Here is a 19,496-nt window from a genome sequence, read left to right as displayed (position 1 = left end):
GTGCCGATCACAACACCTGGTCCAGGAACCGGCGCAGCCGTTCCGTTTCGGCGCTGTCGAAGAGCTGTTCCGGGGGTCCGGATTCGACCACCTTGCCGTGATCCATGAAGACCACGGCGTCGGCCGCCGAACGCGCGAAACCCATCTCATGGGTGACGACCACCATCGTCATACCCGTGGACCCGAGATCGGCCATCAGCTCCAGGATTCCCTTCACCAGTTCGGGATCCAGTGCCGAGGTGGCCTCGTCGAAGAACATCACCTCCGGCGCCATGGCCAGCGCACGGGCGATCGCCACCCGCTGCTGCTGGCCACCGGACAGCGTCGACGGCCGGACATCGGCCTTGTGTCGCAAGCCCACCCGGTCCAGCTGGGCCAGGCCGAGTTCGCGGGCCTGCTCGGGCGCCATCTGTTTGAGCTTGCGCGGTGCCAGCGTCACATTGTCCAGCACCGTGCGGTGCGGGAACAGATTGAACTGCTGGAACACCATGCCGATGCGTTGGCGCAGCTTGTCGGGATTGTCACCCAGCACCGACCGTCCGTCGAGCAGGATGTCGCCCTTGTCGGGTTCGTAGAGACGGTTCAGGGTGCGCAACAGGGTCGACTTGCCCGAGCCCGAGGGACCGATGACGGCGGTGGTGGTGCCCGCGGGCACGTCCAGGTCGACCCCGCGCAGCACCTCGTTCGCGCCGAAGGCGAGGTGAAGATCGTTGGCGGCCAACGAGACTGCCCGAGATTGCGCCTCGGCCATCAGATCATCTCCTCCTGGACGGGGGCAGGCTGTTTACCGGTACGCAGCCGGGCGTCGATCACGTTGACCAGATGCGTCAGCGGAATCGTCAACGCCAGGTAGAACAGGCCGGCGGCAACCAGGGGCGATAGATTCCCGGTCTGCGCGTTGAGATCTCGGCCCACTTGGAACAGTTCGCGCTGGTTGGCGACCAGGCCCAGGAAGTACACCAGCGATGACGCCTTGAGCAGGGAGATGAACTGGTTGACCAGGGCCGGCAGCACGCGCCGGATGCCCTGCGGGATGATCACCAGCTTCATCGACTCGGTGTAGCTGAATCCCAGGGCGCGCGAGGCCTCCATCTGGCCGGTCTCGACGCTCTGGATGCCGGACCGGAAGATCTCCCCGACGTAGGCCGCCGACATCAGGCCCAGGGCCGCGATGCCCAGCGGATAGGGGTTGTTCCCGGTCAACTCGCCCACGATGGGCCCGATCCCGAGTCCGATGACCAGGATGATGACGACCTCGGGCAGCCCACGGAAGATGTCGGTGTAGACCCGGGCCGGCCAGCGCAGCAGCCGTGATCGGGAGATCCCGGCAACGGCCAGCAGCAGGCCGAGCACCACACCGATGACGGCGGCGCCGGCGGTCAGCAGCAAGGTGTTGGGTAGTCCGGTCTTGAACAGATCCGGGATGGCCTGCCGGTACAGGTCCCAGTTCAAGAAGGTGTCCGACAGTTGACCCAGTACCGATTTGGGGGCGGTGGGTGCGGACGGTTCGGCCGGTGCACGTTCGGCGGCGATCTGCTCGAAGTCCGGAAGTTGCGGCGCCGGAGCGGCTTTCGAGCCCGGCTTCCAGCCCGGCGGCAGTGCGCGGGGTACCCAGTCGGTGTACAACCGCGACCAGGTGCCGTCGGCGATGACGGCGTCCAGGCCGGCGTTGAGCGCGTCGATCAGCGGCTGATTCTCCTTGGCCACCGCATAGGCGACGAAATTGTCCAGGCTGAACGTGTTCTCGATGATCACGGCCTGATCGCCGGGCTGCACGGTGCCGACGGCCTGCTGGGACGGCGCCACCCAGGCGTCGATCTGGCGCGTCTTCAGGCTGCCGTAGACGGTGTTGTAGTCGGGGAACTTCACCGGATCCAGGCCCAGCGTATCGACGACGTAGGCCTCCTGAACGGTGCCCTGCACCACGCCGATCCGTTGCCCGGGCGCCAACTGGGAGAAGCTGGTGATCGCGGATCCGGTCGGCACCACCAGCGAGAAGTAGCCGAAGTCATAGCCGTTGGTGAAGCCGACGGTCTGACGTCGGGCGTCGGTGGTGGTGATCGAGGACGAGCCGATGTCGAAACGCCCGGAGGCCACCTGCGCCAGCAGCCCGGAGAAGTCGGTGCCGACGAAGTTGACGCGCAGCCCCAGCTTGTCGGCGATGGCGCGCAGCACCTCGTTGTCGAACCCGGTGAACTGTCCGGTGGCGTTGATGCAGATGCTCGGCGGTGCGTCGGACAGGGTGCCGACCGTCAGCACACCGGGGGTGCCGAGCCGCAGCGCTCCGATATCGATTCGATCCAGCGGTTCGACGGTGGCGGTCGTGTACTTGTCGGCGCCGGGGCCCTGGGCGGCGGCGGCCAGATTGGTCGGCAGCGCGCTGGCACTGTCGATACCGGGTGGCGCGCACTGGTCGGCGGCGGCGGGCGCGGCCCAGCCGATGGCGCAGGCCAGCAGGGCGAGCAGGAGCGCCAGCACCGCGTGCACGATCCGGCGGAGCAACGAGGTCATGGCTGCCCAAGGTAGCCGCTGAGGCGGCACGGGCGAAGTCTTCAGCTCATTTCGAACGCAAGCGGACCGTTCAGCACGCCGCGGCGGATCAGTTCGGTGAGCATGATGCCGGCCATGAGCTGGGCGGCCGCGGCGCAGGCGGCGCGCGCGTCCCCGTCGGCGATGGCTGCCGTCTCGTCCCGGTAGTGGCCCAGCAGCACCGCGACCCGTGGGCGGCTCTCGTGCGACCGGTCAGCCCGCGGCGCGTTGGTCCCGCCACTTCACCAGCGCCTCGGCGCGGGTCAGGTCGTAGTCGGGGCCGTTGACCCCGATGGTCATCAGCGTCACGCCCAGATCGGCCAGCGAGTCGGCGCCGGCGAGCATCACCTCGACGCTCTTCTCCGGCACCCCGGAGGAGCGTTCCACCGCGGCCGGGTCGCGGCCGATGTCGGCGCAGTGCGCGTCGAGCACCTCGGCGAGTTCGGGGTAGGTGGTGGCATCGGTGAATCCGTGCCAGATGTGCGCGTACTCGGCGACCATCCGCAGCGTCTTCTTCTTGCCCTGGCCACCGATCAGGATCGGGATCTCGCGCACCGGCTGGGGGTTCAGCTTGCCCAGCCGCGTGGTGATCCTCGGCAGGGCCGCCGCCAGATCATCGAGCCGACTGCCCGCGGTGCCGAACTCGTAGCCGTACTCGTCGTAGTCCTTCTGCTTCCAGCCCGAGCCGATGCCCAGGATCAGCCGGCCGTCGGAGATGTTGTCGACGGTGCGGGCCATGTCGGCGAGCAGTTCGGGATTGCGGTAGGAGTTGCAGCTGACCAGTGCACCGATCTCGATGCGCGAGGTCTGCTCGGCCCACGCGGCCAGCATCGTCCAGCATTCGTAATGTGCGCCGTCCGGATCGCCGTACAGCGGGAAGAAGTGATCCCAGTTGAAGGCGATGTCGACGCCCATGTCCTCGGCTCGGCGGACGGCGTCACGGATGTGGCCGTAGGACGGCGAGTGCTGCGGCTGCAGCTGAACGGCGATGCGGATGGCGTGTGTGGTGGGGGTCATAGCCTCACACTTACCCTTCCCGCGAGCAGACGCAAACGGCCCTGGTTTCTCGACATTTGGGGGCCATTCGCGCCTGCTCGAGGGGGAAAGGGTCAGACGCCGATGTTGCCGCCGTCGCGCCACACCGCGACCACCGACGGCTTGGCGGTGCCGTTGTCGCCCTCGGGCCAGCGCGACAACGGGTTGTCGATGCTGTTGTCGTCGTGCTCACCGGGATGCTGCACGCAGACCGTGACCAGATCGTCGGTGATGACCGGACCACAGGTCTCCGCACCGAGCGGCACGGTCAGGAACTGCTTGGTGAGACCGCGGGTCGGGCCCTCCAGCGAGACCGCGAACAACCCGTCGTTGGAGTCCAGGGCGTTGCCGTCGGTGGACACCCACAGGTTGCCGTGGCTGTCGAAGGCCAGGTTGTCCGGGCAGGAGATCGGGCTGACCTTGGTCTTGTCAAAACCGCCGAAGTAGGTGTCGGCGGCCTCCGGGTCACCGCACACCAGCAGCAACTCCCAGGTGAAGTCCGTACCGGTGTGGTTGTCGGTGAGCTCGAGGACCTGACCGTTCTTGTTGTCGTTGCGCGGGTTGGCGGCATCGGGACCGGCCTTGCCCTCGGCGCCACGGTTGGTGTTGTTGGTCAGTGCGACGTACACCTTGCCGGTCTTGGGGTTGGCCTCGAAATCCTCCGGGCGGTCCATCTTGGTGGCGCCCGCCTTGTCGCCGGCCAGGCGGGTGAACACCGCGACGTCCTGCGCGCTCATCCCATCGACCAGCGATTCGGCCTGGCCGTTGGCGCCGGAGCGCAGCAGCGGGATCCAGGTGCCGGTGCCGGCGAACTTGCCCTCGGCGGGCAGTTCCCCGGAGCCGTCGATCTGGTCGGCCGGGATGTCGCTGGACAGCTTGGCGACATAGAGCGTGCCCTCGTCCAGGATCGTCATGTTGTGCGCCATGTTGCCCGGCTGCACCTTCTTGGCCGAGACGAACTTGTACATGTAGTCGAAACGCTCGTCGTCGCCGGTGTAGGCGACGACGGATCCGTCGTCGGTGACGTGGATGGTGGCCGCCTCGTGCTTGAACCGGCCCAGCGCGGTGTGCTTGATGGGCGCCGATGCCGGGTCCCACGGATTGAGCTCGACGACGTAGCCGAACCGGTTGATCTCGTTCGGCGTCGCGATGACGTCGAAGCGCGGATCGAAGGTCTCCCAGCGACGTTCGGTGGGCTCCAGATCGACACCGTACCGGTCGAGGCGCTCGGCGGCCGCGCCCTCCGGGGCGGTTGCACCTTCCGGTGCGCCGAAGTAGGAGTTGAAGTTCTCTTCGCCGGAAAGGATGGTGCCCCAGGGGGTTACGCCGCCTGCACAGTTGTTGACGGTGCCCAGCACGGTGCGGCCGGTCGGATCGGCCTCGGTCTTGAGCAGGTCGGCACCGGCCGCGGGGCCGACGAGGGTGAAGGGTGTGTCGGCGGTGATGCGGCGGTTGTAGCGGCCCATGACCGGGCGCAGGCCGTCGGGGGTGCGCTCCACCTCGACGACCGAAAGGCCGTGTGCGGCAATACCGATCTCGAACTGCTCGCGGGTCGGGTTGTCGGCGTCATACCCGGGATGCATGAACTGCTCGGTGGTGTACTCGTGGTTGGTCACCAGCAGGAAGCGGTTCGAGGAGCCCTCGATGGGCAGCAGGCCGGCGAAATCGTTGTTGAAGCCGAACTGCTGGCGCTGCGCGGCGGCGCTCTGGCGGTTGACGTCGAACACCGGGGCGCCGGGCAGGACCGGGTCACCCCAGCTGATGACGACCGACTGCCGGTAGCCCTCGGGGATGATCACGGCATCTTCGCTGTTGGGTGCGACGGCGGTGAAGTTCATGCCGGCCGGCGTCGGCGGCTCGGCGGGCGCGGAGGACGTCGAAGACGTTGCGGCGGTGTCGGATCCGTTCGACGAGCAGGCGGCCAATGCGGACCCGGCGCCGACGGCCAGCACGGCCACGCCGGCGGTCTTGAGCGCCGAACGCCGTGACACTGCGGCCATCACATCACCGAAGTACTCGTTGTCGCTGGTGTTGGGCGCCGGCTTGAAGCAGGCGTCACCGCAGCGGTAGCGGCAGGTGATGTGCTGGCGCGACGACCGACCCTGGTGCGCGACAAAGAGATTCAACGGGATGAGCGCCATGGCTGCGGAAAATCCTTCCAAGTCGAATGCCGGCCGTGGGCTGGACGACCGGTTCACCGGCGAAAGGTACGGGAGCCGGACTAGCAGCAGGCAAGCAGAAGGTGAACGGGAGTTGACGGACCGGCTCATCCAAAAAGCGCAGCGTTTGACTCATCACGGAATTTGCTGCAGCGCGCCGAAGTGAAGGTTGTACAGTCCCGATAAGTATTGACGAGGGAGTTAAATATGCCCGTGCGCAGCGTCCCGGAATGCCGATCCGCCCGGGGCCGCCGGTCCGAGGGCTTTGCCGTGCGGCGGTGGCTGCAACTCGGAGCCGCTTCGGCCGGGATGGGCGCCGCGTTGTGGGGGATGTCCTTGACCGGACCCCAGGTGGGCACCGCGCAGGCCGATACCGGCGGCACATCCTCGGCCTCGTCCAGCGCTTCGCGGTCCGAGGGCGCCAAGTCCGTCCGTTCCGTGCGCACGGCGCGGGGCGTCCGGTCGGCGAACGCGCCGCGCGTGACCCACCAGCCGACCGAGGACGACATCGAGGAGCGCGATAAGGAGGGGTCGGCCACCGAACAACACGACGGCGACTCCGAGGGTGACCAGAGCGCGTCGGCTCGCGACGCGGAACCCACTGCCGCCCAGACTGCTTCGGCTTCGACAGCAACAGCGACCACGCCGGTGACCGCCGGCCCGGACGCCGCTCCGGCCCCGACGCCGTCGTCGACCGCGTCGTGGCAGAGCCCGTACCAGCGTTGGGTGGCCCGCTCGCTGGACGCCTGGTCGCACGACAGCCTGGGCTGGATCGCATCATTGCAGACCTCGGATCGGACCAAGGAGCAGCTGGAGGCGTCGTTCTTCGCGATCCGGCGCACCTTCTTCAACCAGGCACCGACCATCGACCCGGTGCAGATCGCCGGCGTCCTCGACGGCCCGGTCACCGGAACGCTCGGCGCCCATGATCCCGACGGCGACCGGATGATCTACGTCCTGACCCGCGGCCCCCGGTCGGGCAGTGTGCACATCAACACCGACGGGACCTTCACCTACACCCCCGGCGACGACTTCGACGGCGTGGACGGGTTCCGGGTCACCGCAATCGACATCGGCTTCCACACCAATCTGCTCGAGCCGCTGCGCCCGATCGGCAGCACCCCGGTGCGCACGCTGATCAACCAGGGCGCGGTGAAATTCGACTTCTACTACATCGACGGGGCGGAGCACTGGACCGCGGAACGCCGAGCGGAGCTGCAGCGCTCGGCTGACGCGCTGATCCTGTACTTCCGGGTGCTGAATCCCGTCGTCCTGACCTATGCGGTCAAGGGTGAGAACAAACCCGATTCGCACACCCTGGCATCGGCGGGCAGCAGTCTTCTCAGTGAGGACCCCGGTTACTGGAACACCGTGGTGCAGCACAAACTGCTGACCGGAAAGGACGGCAACGGCGCCGCGGTGGACGGCGAGATCGATTGGAACTTCGGCGCCCCGTGGGGACTCGGGGAGACCGTGGCCGCCGACGAGTACGACTTTCAGTCCACGGCCATGCACGAGCTGCTGCACTCGTTCGGTTTCATGTCCATGATCGGGGCGCCCGGCGACAACGACAACCGGTACTGGCTGACCACCGACCGATTCCTGGTGAATGCCAACGGAAGACGGCTGATCGGGCGGGACTACCGATGGGATGACGAAGCCGACGGTTACCTCACCGGCCAGGACGGGGGCCTGTTCTTCGGCGGTAGAAATGCCGTCGCGGCCTACGGCGGCCTGGTTCCGTTGTTCACCCCGGACCCCTGGTCGGAGGGAAGCTCGGGTAGCCATACCGATGACGTGACATTCGCCGGGGACCACCAGCTGCTGATGAATGCCCGGACCGACAGCGGACTGGGGATCCGGGTGCTCAGTGCGATGGAGATCGGCTTCCTGCGCGATCTGGGTTATCGGGTCGTCGACATCACGCGGTGACGATGCCGCGCAGGATCTCGATTAATTTCACCGGCTGATCGCCCTGCACGGAGTGGCCTGCGCCCTCGACGATGTGGGTCTGCCGGAAGCCGGGAGCGTTCTCGGCGAACGCCGCCGCGTCCTCGTCGTTGACGAAGAAGGATTTCTCCCCGCGCACCAGGGTGGTCGGCATGGTGATCGACGGCACGTCGTCCCACAGACCCTGGAACGACTCCGGCATGCCCTCTCTGGTGTCGGTGGCGCCCTTGCGGAAGGAGTCGTAGCGCCACGTCCAGGTGCCGTCGTCGAGTCGCTTGGCGTTGTGGAAGACGCCACGGCGCAATGACTTCCGGTCGCGTCCGGGCGCGGCGGCGACCGTCGCGTCGAGCATCGCCGCAAAGGTGGGGAAGCTCCGCTCACCCTGCGTCAGCGCGACCGCGCCGAGCTGGGCCTTCGACATCTGTTCGTGCCGCTCCGGGGCGGACGGGGTGACGTCGACGAGCACCAGTTCGGGCACCAGCGCGGGTTCGGTGGCCGCGATCCGCAACGCGGTCAGCCCGCCGAGGGACATGCCGACCACCAACCGGGCATCCGGGGCATGCTCGCGCAATACCGGTTTGAGGGTCTCGGCGTTGAGTTTGGGGCCATAGTCGCCGTCACTGCGCCACGCCGAGCGACCATGCCCGGGCAGATCGATGGCCAGCGCGGGCAGACCGAGACCCAGGATCACGGTGTCCCAGGTATGCGCGTTCTGACCACCGCCGTGCAGGAACACCACCTGCGGGCTCTCATGGCCCCATCTGATGGCGCTGATGTCCCCCAGGTCGAGTCGGCCGGCGCGCGGTAGTGGCCCGGACACCCCGGCCTGCTCGGCGTTCTCGGGGAGCAGGGCGAACTCGTCGAGTTCCAGCAGGTCGTCATCGGAGATGTCGGAGTCGGCCATGCTCGCCGACCCTACTCCGCGGCTACTCGAAGACGCGTGTGGGTGCGGGTGGATCAGCGAAGATGGCGGGCAGGACGAAGGTCTGCAGATATCGGCGGGCAGTTGCCGGCTTGTCCGAACCTGGGACCACGCCCAGTAGTAACGACAGTGCGGTGGTCAGAAGGAATGTCGCGACATCGGCGGGTGCCAGGCCCGGCCGGAAAAGGGTGCCGGAGTGCTCGGCTACGGCACCGACGATCTCTTCGATCTGCTCGGGCAGTCCGCTCGCGTGCGCCACCAGATGGGCGATGGTGCCGTCCTCGGTCTGCTCCGACAGCGTGCGCAGCAGCGGGTCATGGATGAGCTCGGTGGAAACGATGACCAGACTCTCCACGAGAAGCGTTGCCATGTCCGCAGATTCGGGTAGCCGAGCGAGGATTGCCGCCTGGTGATGTGCGGTCCGGCGTCGTACCAACGCCTCGAGCAACTGCTGCCGGTTGGGGAAATGCTGGTACATGGCCGCGCGTGAGTAGCCTGCTCGCGCAGCGATGCTCTCCATCGTGGAGGCTTGGAAGCCCCGATCGAGTATCAGCTCCTCGGCGGCGTCCATCAGCGCGGTCTTCGCTTCGTCGGCGCTGTTCCCGCCCCCGACCGGTCTGCCGCGGGAGCGGCGGGGAGTCGTGGCTGCCACATGACGAGCCTAGTCGCCACCTGCGCGCCGAGGTCTTATATAGACAGATACTACTCAATGTGCATATATTCCTCACGGCCGGCAGCGTTGTCGGCGCGGGAGGGGGTCCATAGATGAGGCATCGACGAGGCGCGCTGGTGCCGGTCATCTGGCTGGCAATTGCGTTGTCGGGCATCGTCCTTGTGACTGCACCACAGGCGGCGGCGACGCCGGCACCGAATGTCGACCGATCCGAGGCGAGCACTGATCCGTCGGCTCCTGGCGCAGGCCCGACCGATGCGGCGCGGACGGTCGGCGCCGAACCGAAAGCCGACAACGTCGAGCGGGTCGACCGCGCGGAGAGGGACCGGACACCGTCCCTGGATGCGGACCGGCCGAAAAAGAAGCCGAAGCGGTCCATCGATGCGCAGCGGCCGCAGCGGCACGTGGCCGCCGGGGGAGAGGTTGCCGGGAATGGGCCGGCTGCCGAGGACGGATCCGACACCGGCACCGCGGACCCGGTCGTCTCCGGCCGATCGGCCGAGACGGGGGACCCCGCGCCGGTGGCCGTGACGCCGGAACCGATCGCTGATGACGGTGTGCAGGCGGTGGCGCCCAACCGAACCCGAGCACCGTCGCTGGTCAACCTGATCGGGTCGGTGGTGATGAACGTCCTGATCGGCGCCATCCATCTCGCCGACGGACCGCCGGTGCTGCCGCCGGGGTCGACCGTGACGGTCCGGACGGCCAGGCTCGATGTGCCGGTTGCGGGCGGGCGGAACGTCGAAGCCGACTGGTACTTCCCCGAGAATGCCGACCGTTCCACCAGACTCGTGTATCTCCAGCACGGATTCATGGCCAGCGGTCCGATGTACAGCTATACCGCCGCGCGGATCGCCGAGCGGACGAACAGCATCGTGGTGGCACCGTCGCTCTCGTCGAACTTCTTCGATCCGGCGGCGGCGTGGGTCGGCGGTGCGCCCATGCAGCAGGCAATGGCCGAGTTGTTCGTGGGCGATCGCAGGGCGCTGGTGCAGAGTGCCAGCACCGCGGCGGGGTTCCCGGTCGCGCTCCCGCAGCAGTTCGCCTTCGTCGGGCACTCGGCAGGTGGCACCCTGGTGACCGCGGCGGCGGGATACCTGGCGCGCCGGGACGCGCTCGACGACCTGGTCGGTGTGGTGTTGCTCGACGGTGTGGAACCGGCAAGATCGCGGGCGGTCACGGACGCCCTCACCGCCCTGACCGGGGACCATCAGCGTCCCGTCTACCTGATCTCGTCCCAGCGCTACTTCTGGAGCCGCGGCGGCGACATGGCGGACAAGTTGCAGGCGGCCCGGCCGGGCGTGTTCAACGGTGTTGCCCTGACGGGCGGGTGGCACAGCGATTATCTGCAGGGCGGCAACGCGCTGATCCAGTGGGCCCAATACGCCATCACCGGATTCTCGGCGGACCGCAATGTGTATGCGGCGACCGACATCTCGGTCGGGTGGATCAACGACCTGTTCGCCGGCGCGAGATCCGAGGGTATCTACGGTGCGCCCGGCCAGGCGTTCCCGATCGACACCCCGGCCGGCACCGCGACCGCCACCGTCCTGCCGCTGGCGGCCGCGCAGCGCACACCACTGCAGCGCCTGGTCGACGGTTTCTTCACGCTCATCTTCGACTGGGCGGGCCGACACGTGTTCGTGTACGAACCGATGAGCTGAGTCCGGGGGTGTGGCCGGGTTCGCGCGCTCAGAGCCGGTGTCGCCGAGCGATGGCGGCCCGGCGTTGCCGCATCGCGGCCAGGCGTTCGGTCGGGCTCATCGTGGCGGTCCCGGCGGGCAGCTCGGCGGCCAGCGAGTCGTACGCGACCAGCCGGGTGTCCAACGCGGCCGGTACGCCGTCCAGCATGTGCCGGTAGGTGAGATTGCCCTGGGTGAAGCCCTGGGTGTCCAGCCAGTTGGCCACCCCGGGGTCGCGGTGTGCCAGCACCATGCGGATGCGTCCGTCCGCGTCGACCGCGGTGCGGCTCGGGGTGTAACTGACGGGCCGGTACCGGTAATCCATGCTGTTGAAGAAGACGCCCATGTTGGTCAGCATCCACAGCCCGTCGTGGGCGTCGAACTCGACGATCAGCGCCTCGTCCGGTCCGATCTCCCAGTACATGTTCGCCGCGGCCCGTCCGCGCCGGTCGTCGTCACCGGTCGCCTCGACAACCGGGAAACGGTTGGGCCGTTGTGCGTCGACGCCGCCGTGGGTGAACGGGTACTCCGGCCAATCGCGCATCAGACCGGTGACGAATGCCCCCGCCCAGTCCATCGCTTCCACCATGGTGTCCGGGTCGGGCAGCGGCTTGGGCCCATCCATGCCCAGCCGTTCGATCTGCATGCGGGCCGGCTCCTCGTCCCACCGGTCGAATCCCTGCCGGATGAACAGCTTGCGCGAGTGCGCGGTGGTGGGTAGCCAGTTGACCGATCGTGTTGCCCCGCCGACGAATACCTCGAAGGCGCCGTCGGGTCCGATGTCGAGCTGGTCGCCGAGCAGGTTGGCCTCGGGCTGATCACCGAACGGCTCGTGCAGCACCCCGGGGCCGTCGCGGCGGGCACCCTGCACCGTGATGTTGAAGAACCGCGAGCTGCCGCGGTGACCGGTGATGCGGTAGGAACTGCGGCCGTCGATCCAGGCCTGCTGATAGGTGAAGTCGGCGCAGTCACCGCCGAGCTTGCGGGTGGGTCCGCTGAAGGCATGCAGGTCGGGGTACTGCGTATCCCGTGTTTCCAACGCCAGATCGAAGGCCTGGCCGAGGTTTTGCGTGAGGAACCGCAATGCGTCGACGCGTGCCGCTCCCGATGTCGGGTTGGCGTCCTTGAATGCCAGCTCTCCGGCGGCCTGTAGCCGCGCGCAGAACTGGGCCCAGCCCGCCCGCAGGGCCTCGTCGTGGGGGCCGTCGCCGAATGCCATGTCCGGCTCACCCACCGATCCCGGTGAGCAATTCGCCGACCGTGCGCATTGCCCGCTGCGCCGCGCGCATTGCCCCCTCGGCGTCGATCCGCGGGCCGATCAGTTCCAGATCGAATCCGTGCCGGTAGCCCGCCGTCAGCACCTCGCGCAGGAACGCCTCGAGCGGGATTTCCCCGTCACCGGGTACGGCCCGCGCCGGAAGGGCGCGATCACCGAGCACGTAGTCGCTGAGCTGGATCAGTTCGACCCGCGGAAGGGCGTCGAGCACCAGCGCGGGGAAATCCGCTTCCGCCCAACAGTGGAAGACGTCGACGCAGATGCCCAGGCCGGCCCGCTCGGCGAGATCGACGGTGTCGCGCAACGTATGCGCCAGATGCAGGTCGGCATACAGCGCCGAGGCGTTCTCGATGGCCAGTGCCACCCCCGCCTGCCGGGCGTGCTCCACGCACGGGGCGATGGCGACGCAGAAGTCTTCGGCCGCCTCCGCCCAGGTGCGGGTGCCGCGTCCACCGGTGAGCAGGTAGATGACCCGGGCGCGCACCGCGGCGGCGACGTCGATCACCCTGAGCAGCGCGTCGCGCGCGTGCTCCGGGCCGGTGCTGCCGAACAGGTGATAGACCGCCTCGACGGTATGGCCGCCGTCACGCACCAGCGTTTCGAACTGCGGGTCGAGCAACTGGGTGTCCAGCATGCTGAGCCGTTGCACGCCCAGCGCCGACCACATCTGGGCCAGTTCGGTCAGGCCGGTGCCGAGGAACGTCACGTTGTGCACCGACAGACGTGGGTGGGACATCTCAGGGCCTGCTCTCGATGTCGATGCCGAAACGCGCACGGAACGGGGCGAATTCGTCGTGCAACGCCGCCAGGTCGACGCCGATGTCGGTCAGCACCGCGGTGGAGTACCGGAACTTGCCATGCCGTTCACCGGGATTGGCCGCCAGGTACCGGCGCATCGCGTCGGCGGCATCGGCAGACAGGGCCCGTCCGCTGAAACGGTAATAGCGCGCAACGGTGCCCACCGGATCCGCGACGAAATCCCGATAGCGGACATGCAGGATGCGCGGGTCGTCGACCATCGGTTCGGACATCGTGTTGGCGATACTGAGGCGGGTCAGCTCGAGATGGCGCGCCGCCTCGGCGCGCAGGTCGACTGGGCCGACCATATCGGTCATGATGTCGGCCATCATCATCGTGCGTGACGCCGCAACCTGGACGGGGTCTCGGTGCAGCCACACCAGGTGGGCATCGGGGTAGGTGGCGAACAACTCGGCAAGCCGGAACCCGTGGAAACCCTTGAGCACCCAGTACTTCGACGACCGACCGTACTGAAACTGTTGCAGCATCGCCCGGTGCAATCGGTACTGTGCTGCGGCGTCCACCGGCAATCCGCCGACCACCGTCGGCATCGGGACCCGCCACCAGGCGGTCGGCGTCATCACCCGGAAGTCGAACGCCCAGGTGCGTTCGTCCTCCGGCAGGCCGTCACCGAGCATGTCGTTGTACGGGTGACTGTGCAGCCATTTCGGCATCTTGGCGTTGATCTCGCGCCAGTCGGCGTCGGCGCGATCGCGGCGGCCGTCCTCGGACACCGCCGGCGGCGGGGAGGGATACATGACCTCCCAGAATCGCAGCGCCCGCGCGTCCGGGTCCACCGACATCAGCGCGTGCATCAGCGTGGTGCCCGACCGCGGCTCACCGGTGACGAACATCGGCGCATCGATGACCTCATCGGCGATCGGATAGCGGGTCCGGTCGGCCAGCAACTCCAGCCGCGAGGTCAGCAGCCAGTGACACACCGCCACCGCCTGCCGCCGGCCGGCCTCGTCCATTCCGGCATCATTGAGGCACCCGACCGCCAGGGCGAAGCGCTGCGGCAGCGTCGGATCACCGTGATCACTCAGACCGGTGGCTGTTTCGGCCGCCTGTAGCACCGCGGCGGCATCGATGCGGCCGGTCATGCCGGTGCCGAACAGAGCCGCAGCAACTCGTCCTCGGTGGCGCGGACCTTGGCCGCGGAAGCGGCGGCATGGCGCAGACCGGCCATCGCGCTGTAGTCGAGGATCTTGGGCACCCGCAGCCCGGCATCGACATAGTCGTTCACCACGCGGGCGACCTCTGCCGGTGTCCCGTGCGGCACGACGGCCAGCACCGCCTCGGGTGGGGTGTCGCGCAGGAACTCGGTGATCCGTTCCCGGGTCAGCACCGCCGGGTCGATATCCTGGAACCCGCGCCAGGACGGGCCCATGGGATGTTCGAATCCGAAGCGGCGCAGGGTCTCTGCCGAGACCTGCAGCAGGAACGCTTTGACCAGGGGAGCGGAGACGATGTCGGCCAACTCGGCATCGTCGTGGGCGATGAGACACACCTGGATGTAGCAGGGTGTGATCGCCATCGGATCCCGCCCGGCCCGCTCGGCCGAGGTGCGCACCGCGGCCAGCATCTCGGCGTAGTGCTCGGGTGTCCAGGCGCCGGCCGGCCACCAACCGTCGGCGTAGCGGCCGGTGATCTCGAGCATGCGCGGACCGCTGGCGCCTATCCATATCGGTGGATACCGACCGCCATACGGTTCGGTGTCCAGCCGGGCGTCGTGCAGCGTGAAGAACTCACCGCGGAAGTCGACGGGACCGCTGCTCTCCCAGAGCAATCGGATGACGCGCAGCGCCTCCTCGAACCGGCCCACCGGCCGGGTGAAATCGAAACCGTAGGGCAGGATGTTCTCGCTCTCCCCGCTGCCCAGGCCGAGGATGAACCGTCCGCGCGACAGGTGGTCCAGCGTCAGGGCGGTCTGCGCCAGCGACGCCGGATGCCTGCGGACGGTGTCGACGACGGCGGTGGCCAGGGGCACCTCGGCGGTCAGCACGGCAGCAGCGGCGGCGACCGCCAGCCCGTCGAGATGGCGATGCGGTGAGGGCGATGTGGTCGCCAGGTCGGTGAATTCGGGCGTCCAGATCGAGTCCGGCCAGAAGCTGACCATGTGGTCGGGCAGCCAAACCGAGTGATATCGCCCGCTGTCGAGGGCGCCGAGCACCGATAGGTCCAGCGGGAGCGTGGTGCGCAGGAACGCGGCGGGCTGCACTCGCATGCACGGATGCTAAGCACTCGCACAGCAGGCTGTCAGCAGAACGCCCGGATACGACAAAGGTGCGGTGAAAAAGATCTCACCGCACCTCTGCGCGAAAAAGGTTCAGCCCTCGATGAAGGCTTCCAGCTGCGTGCGGGCGACATCGTCGGCCAGCTGCTTGGGCGGGCTCTTCATCAGGTAGGCCGAGGCCGGCAGGATCGGGCCGCCGAGACCGCGGTCCTTGGCGATCTTGGCCGCGCGTACGGCGTCGATGATGATGCCGGCCGAGTTCGGCGAGTCCCACACCTCGAGCTTGTACTCCAGGTTCAGCGGCACGTCACCGAAGGCGCGACCCTCCAGGCGGACATAGGCCCACTTGCGGTCATCCAGCCAGGCGACGTAATCGGACGGACCGATGTGCACGTTCTTGTCGTAGACCTTGTCGGCCAGCGATCCGTTGAGGTTGCTGGTGACGGCCTGGGTCTTGGACACCTTCTTGGACTCCAGGCGCTCGCGCTCGAGCATGTTCTTGAAGTCCATGTTGCCGCCGACGTTGAGCTGGTAGGTGCGATCCAGCGTGACACCGCGGTCCTCGAACAGCTTGGCCATCACGCGGTGGGTGATGGTGGCGCCGACCTGGCTCTTGATGTCGTCGCCGACGATGGGTACCCCGGCATCCTCGAACTTCTTGGCCCACACCGGATCCGAGGCGATGAACACCGGCAGCGCGTTGACGAACGCGACCCCGGCGTCGATGGCGCACTGGGCGTAGAACTTGTCGGCCTCTTCCGAGCCCACCGGCAGGTAGGACACCAGCACGTCGACCTTGGCGTCCTTGAGGGCCTTGACGACGTCGACGGGCTCGGCGTCGGACACCTCGATGGTCTCCGAGTAGTACTTGCCGATGCCGTCCAGCGTCGGACCGCGCTGCACGATGATGTCGGTCGGCGGGACGTCGGCGATCTTGATGGTGTTGTTCTCCGACGCCGAGATCGCCTCGGAGAGATCGAAGCCCACCTTCTTGGCGTCCACGTCGAACGCGGCGACGAACTTCACGTCGCGGACGTGGTACGGACCGAACTTGACGTGCATCAGGCCGGGCACGCTGGTGTTCTCGTCGGCGTCGCGGTAGTAGTGCACACCCTGGACCAGAGAGGATGCGCAGTTGCCGACTCCGACAATTGCGACCCTGACCTCGTTGGGCGCCGTGGTCTCAGACATGACGTTCTCCTTCTCCTGCTGAATATTCGCCGCTCACGGCTGGGTTTCGGGTGGGCTCTGTGCGACGCGTTCGGCCGCGATGAGTTCGTTGAGCCATTTCACTTCGCGTTCGCTGGACTCCAGGCCCAACTGGTGAAGCTGCTTGGTGTAGCGGTCCAGCGAGGTGCTGGCCCGCGCGATCGCTTCCCGCAGACCTTCGCGGCGTTCCTCCACCTGCCGTCGGCGGCCTTCCAGGATGCGCATGCGTGCTTCGGCCGGGGTGCGGTTGAAGAACGCCAGGTGTACGCCGAATCCGTCATCGGTGTAGTTCTGCGGTCCGGTGTCGGCGACCAACTCGGTGAAGCGCTTCTTGCCCGCGTCGGTGAGTTGATAGACGCGACGTGCCCGCCGCATCTTCGGGGTCCCGTCCGGCGCGGCGTCCTCGACGATCAGGCCGTCGGCCTGCATACGTCGCAGCGCGGGATAGAGGGACCCGTAGGAAAACGCCCGGAACGCGCCCAGCAAGCCGGTCAGACGTTTGCGCAGTTCGTATCCGTGCATGGGCGACTCCAGCAGGAGACCCAGAATGGCGAGCTCCAGCATCGAATCACCTCCCCCAGAAAGTCGACCGCTACGACGGATCGACACCTCTGCGAAGTGTATCGCCCCGATATAACCGGCGCTACCCCGGCATGACAAAAAGGCGATCGGCAGGGATCGCCCGAGTGTCGGACAGGTGGACGGCTAGGGGCTGGGGTAGTTGATCCGCTTCACGGTGGCGTCCCCGTTGAACTCGATATAGCCGCTGTTCCCGAACTGCGGGGAGACGTAGATGCTGATCTCGATGCTCTCCGGTGGAGCGGTCATGTCGGTATTGGGTCCGATGCTGACATGCAGCGACTTGACCTCGGCCGGATCGATGCCCAGGGTCTCCGGCGCTCCCCGGATCAGGCCGACGAAGGTCGGGACGTCGAAGGCGGCCAGGTCGACGAGGCGGGCGTCGCTGCCGGCACTCGTCTCCGAAGGATCGTCCCAGCCGCCGCGGTAGCTGTAGCTCAGCACCCGGCGCGGCTCGTTCGGGTCGGGACGTTCCAGCGAGGCGTAGTCGTCGAAGATCGTCAGGTCGTAACCCTTGGTGTCACCGAACTTCTGCCGCATCTGCTCGAACAATCCATTCAGCCCGCCGAGGGACTGCAATTGCCGCGGTGCGGTCAGCACGGTCGCGGGGATGCCGTCGGCCTTGGCGCCGGGGTCGGTCTGGAAGCTGAACGGCGAGGACGTGTTGCCGTAGAGCCCCCAGCCGATCGCGATGCCGAACAGGACAAGCACCACGGCGGTCGCGATGCGGATGCCCCAGCCGGCACCGGGGCTCAGGGTCGGGCCCGTGCGTTCGGGTTTGAGGTCGGGCAGTTTCACCGGCGCGCCGGCGGTCTGCAGATCGCTGACCAACGCCTGCAGGTCGCCCAGGGTGGCTGCACTGGTCGCGGCGGCGACCCGCTGCCGGTGTTCCTCCATCGACAGCTGACCGTCGCTCATCGCGCTGTCGAGAACCTTGCAGGTGTCGTCGCGGTCGGAGTCTCGTGCCCGGGTACCCGCGGTCTGACGTGTCGCCACGCAAGGATCGTAGGGCTCAGCTCGGGTTTTCGACACGCAGTACGTTGCCGGCCGGGTCGAGATAGATATAGCCGTTGGTTCCCGCATCGGTGGACACCCGGATCAGCAGTTCCAGTGCCCCGGCTCCGCCGTCCGGACCGGTGACGTGGTCGACGTCGAGATAGGTGTCCGACACATCGGCGGGCGCGATACCCAGGGTCGCGGGCGCGCCCTGCCAGGCGGCGATCGCGGCGGGGATGTCGAAGGCGGCCAGATCGACCACCTGATCGGTGTCCGAGCGCGGCCTGCTCGACGGCTCATCCCACCCGCCCCGAAACGTGTAGAGCAGCCGCTGCTCGTTCGCGGTATCCGGGACCGCCAGATATGCGCGCTCGGGATCGAAGGCCAACTCGTAGCCCATGGTGCTGCCGAACCGCTTGCGAATCTCCTCGAGCATTCCCGTCATGCCCTCGACGGTGTTCATGTAGCGCGGCACGTTCAGCACCAGCGGCGGCGGATCGGCCGGCAGCGTCTCCGGGCCTCGGATGACCGCCGGCGGCACCAGCACCTCGGGAGACGCCACGGGTTGTTCGGCGGGCACGGCCTCGTCGGAGCCCGAGAACGCCACCGCGGCGATCACGCCCATGCCGACGATGACCGCCGCGCCTGCGCCGGCGATGATGCGCCTGCGCTGCGGTCGGGTCGATCTCTCCGGTTCGGGCCAGTAGGCGGCGTTGCGCTGCAGGTCGACCAGCAGTGCGTCGAGTTCACCGAGTGTGGTGGCCTGCAGCGCGGCGGCGACCCGCTGCTGGTGCTCGGCCATCGAGAGCTGGCCTTCGCTGTGCGCGGCGTCGAGCAGCTTGCAGGTGGCCTCGCGATCGGAGTCCTTCGCGCGTGTTCGCCCTGTCAGCCGTGCCGCCACGAGTAGAGATGGTAGAAGTTCTGTGCTCGCCGCGCTGCCGTCGCGCCTCGGTAGCTGCGGGGCCGACGTACTCTGGTGATCGTGCGATTGCAGCGACAGGTGGTGGATTACGCCCTTCGGCGTCGATCCCTGCTGGCCGAGGTGTACTCCGGGCGTACCGGGGTCACCGAGGTGTGCGACGCCAACCCGTACCTGCTGCGCGCGGCCAAGTACCACGGCAAACCCAGCACGGTGATGTGCCCGATCTGCCGCAAGGAACAGCTCACGCTGGTGTCCTGGGTGTTCGGCGAGCACCTCGGCGCGGTGTCGGGATCGGCCCGCACCGCCGAGGAGTTGGTACTGCTCGCGACGCGCTACGACGAATTCGCGGTCCATGTGGTGGAGGTATGCCGCACTTGCAGTTGGAACCACCTGGTGAAGTCATACGTGCTCGGCACGCCGCGCCCCACGGACGGGCAGCGGCCGAAGGGCACTCGGACGGCGCGCTCCGGCGCGCGTACGGCCAGTGAATAGCCAAGGGCGCCACAGCGGTCCGACGGGCGATGCCGAAT

General features: G+C 67.6%; 18 protein-coding genes. 3 read left to right on the top strand and 15 right to left on the bottom strand.

The annotated features are described in order from the left end of the window. Window positions 1-7: 7 nt before the first annotated feature. From ACWDUN_RS13185 to ACWDUN_RS13165, 5 genes are all read right to left on the bottom strand, one after another. Entirely contained in the window at window positions 8-751 is a 744-nt protein-coding gene (locus tag ACWDUN_RS13185) for an amino acid ABC transporter ATP-binding protein (RefSeq protein ID WP_449929214.1), read from the bottom strand. Next, on the bottom strand, window positions 751-2,511 hold the full coding sequence (locus ACWDUN_RS13180) for an ABC transporter substrate-binding protein/permease (RefSeq protein WP_449929212.1): 1,761 nt from the start codon (window positions 2,509-2,511) through the stop codon (window positions 751-753). The genes ACWDUN_RS13185 and ACWDUN_RS13180 overlap by 1 nt, the downstream gene beginning before the upstream one ends. Before the next feature lie 41 nt (window positions 2,512-2,552). Continuing rightward, window positions 2,553-2,711 (bottom strand): hypothetical protein, encoded by a 159-nt coding sequence (locus ACWDUN_RS13175; protein WP_449929210.1) that lies wholly within the window; start codon window positions 2,709-2,711, stop codon window positions 2,553-2,555. Between the two features lie 31 nt (window positions 2,712-2,742). Further along, the gene (locus tag ACWDUN_RS13170) at window positions 2,743-3,546 is read right to left on the bottom strand and encodes an LLM class F420-dependent oxidoreductase (protein WP_449929208.1); all 804 of its coding nucleotides are present in this window, start codon (window positions 3,544-3,546) and stop codon (window positions 2,743-2,745) included. A gap of 92 nt (window positions 3,547-3,638) precedes the next feature. After that, window positions 3,639-5,705 carry a PhoX family protein gene (locus tag ACWDUN_RS13165; RefSeq protein WP_449929206.1) on the bottom strand — a complete coding sequence of 689 codons (2,067 nt, stop codon included), beginning with the start codon at window positions 5,703-5,705 and terminating at the stop codon, window positions 3,639-3,641. A gap of 225 nt (window positions 5,706-5,930) precedes the next feature. Here ACWDUN_RS13165 and ACWDUN_RS13160 point away from each other — a divergent pair, with 225 nt between their 5' ends. Next, window positions 5,931-7,655 carry an Ig-like domain-containing protein gene (locus ACWDUN_RS13160; protein ID WP_449929204.1) on the top strand — a complete coding sequence of 575 codons (1,725 nt, stop codon included), beginning with the start codon at window positions 5,931-5,933 and terminating at the stop codon, window positions 7,653-7,655. On the opposite strand, the gene ACWDUN_RS13155 is transcribed toward ACWDUN_RS13160, so the two are convergent. Together ACWDUN_RS13155 and ACWDUN_RS13150 are read right to left on the bottom strand one after the other, a co-directional pair. Beyond that, complete coding sequence (locus ACWDUN_RS13155; RefSeq protein ID WP_449929202.1) at window positions 7,645-8,577, bottom strand: alpha/beta fold hydrolase; 933 nt, start codon at window positions 8,575-8,577, stop codon at window positions 7,645-7,647. The genes ACWDUN_RS13160 and ACWDUN_RS13155 overlap by 11 nt on opposite strands. Before the next feature lie 22 nt (window positions 8,578-8,599). Then, on the bottom strand, window positions 8,600-9,247 hold the full coding sequence (locus tag ACWDUN_RS13150; RefSeq protein WP_449929200.1) for a TetR/AcrR family transcriptional regulator: 648 nt from the start codon (window positions 9,245-9,247) through the stop codon (window positions 8,600-8,602). Window positions 9,248-9,360: 113 nt separating this feature from the next. On the opposite strand from ACWDUN_RS13150, the gene ACWDUN_RS13145 reads away from it, so the two are divergent. Then, window positions 9,361-10,932: an alpha/beta hydrolase gene (locus ACWDUN_RS13145; RefSeq protein WP_449929199.1), complete on the top strand. Its 1,572-nt coding sequence runs from the start codon at window positions 9,361-9,363 to the stop codon at window positions 10,930-10,932. A gap of 28 nt (window positions 10,933-10,960) precedes the next feature. Here the strand turns inward: ACWDUN_RS13145 and ACWDUN_RS13140 are convergent, their stop codons facing one another. The 8 genes from ACWDUN_RS13140 to ACWDUN_RS13105 form a co-directional block, all read right to left on the bottom strand. After that, window positions 10,961-12,169, bottom strand: a complete 1,209-nt coding sequence (locus tag ACWDUN_RS13140) for a DUF1214 domain-containing protein (RefSeq protein WP_449929197.1) — start codon at window positions 12,167-12,169, stop codon at window positions 10,961-10,963. Between the two features lie 7 nt (window positions 12,170-12,176). Continuing rightward, on the bottom strand, window positions 12,177-12,962 hold the full coding sequence (locus tag ACWDUN_RS13135) for a sugar phosphate isomerase/epimerase family protein (protein WP_449929195.1): 786 nt from the start codon (window positions 12,960-12,962) through the stop codon (window positions 12,177-12,179). Window position 12,963: 1 nt separating this feature from the next. Then, window positions 12,964-14,127, bottom strand: coding sequence for a sulfotransferase family protein (locus ACWDUN_RS13130; protein ID WP_449929193.1), 1,164 nt, complete (start codon window positions 14,125-14,127; stop codon window positions 12,964-12,966). Beyond that, on the bottom strand, window positions 14,124-15,251 hold the full coding sequence (locus tag ACWDUN_RS13125; RefSeq protein ID WP_449929191.1) for an LLM class flavin-dependent oxidoreductase: 1,128 nt from the start codon (window positions 15,249-15,251) through the stop codon (window positions 14,124-14,126). Before ACWDUN_RS13125 ends, ACWDUN_RS13130 begins: the two co-directional genes overlap by 4 nt. A 102-nt stretch (window positions 15,252-15,353) precedes the next feature. Then, complete coding sequence (locus tag ACWDUN_RS13120) at window positions 15,354-16,451, bottom strand: inositol-3-phosphate synthase (RefSeq protein ID WP_449929189.1); 1,098 nt, start codon at window positions 16,449-16,451, stop codon at window positions 15,354-15,356. A 33-nt stretch (window positions 16,452-16,484) separates the two neighbouring features. Continuing rightward, window positions 16,485-17,033 (bottom strand): PadR family transcriptional regulator, encoded by a 549-nt coding sequence (locus ACWDUN_RS13115; protein ID WP_449929187.1) that lies wholly within the window; start codon window positions 17,031-17,033, stop codon window positions 16,485-16,487. A gap of 141 nt (window positions 17,034-17,174) precedes the next feature. Then, window positions 17,175-18,044, bottom strand: a complete 870-nt coding sequence (locus ACWDUN_RS13110) for a DUF1707 SHOCT-like domain-containing protein (protein WP_449929185.1) — start codon at window positions 18,042-18,044, stop codon at window positions 17,175-17,177. Between the two features lie 16 nt (window positions 18,045-18,060). Next, entirely contained in the window at window positions 18,061-18,945 is an 885-nt protein-coding gene (locus tag ACWDUN_RS13105) for a DUF1707 SHOCT-like domain-containing protein (protein ID WP_449929183.1), read from the bottom strand. Between the two features lie 81 nt (window positions 18,946-19,026). Between ACWDUN_RS13105 and ACWDUN_RS13100 the strand changes: the two genes are divergently transcribed. After that, window positions 19,027-19,458 (top strand): DUF5318 family protein, encoded by a 432-nt coding sequence (locus ACWDUN_RS13100; RefSeq protein WP_449929181.1) that lies wholly within the window; start codon window positions 19,027-19,029, stop codon window positions 19,456-19,458. The last annotated feature ends 38 nt before the right edge of the window (window positions 19,459-19,496 follow it).

The sequence above is a fragment of the Mycobacterium sp. NPDC003323 genome, assembly GCF_053589535.1.
The sequence above is the reverse complement of the archived record's forward strand: the minus strand, read 5'-3'. Positions and strand labels throughout refer to the sequence as shown.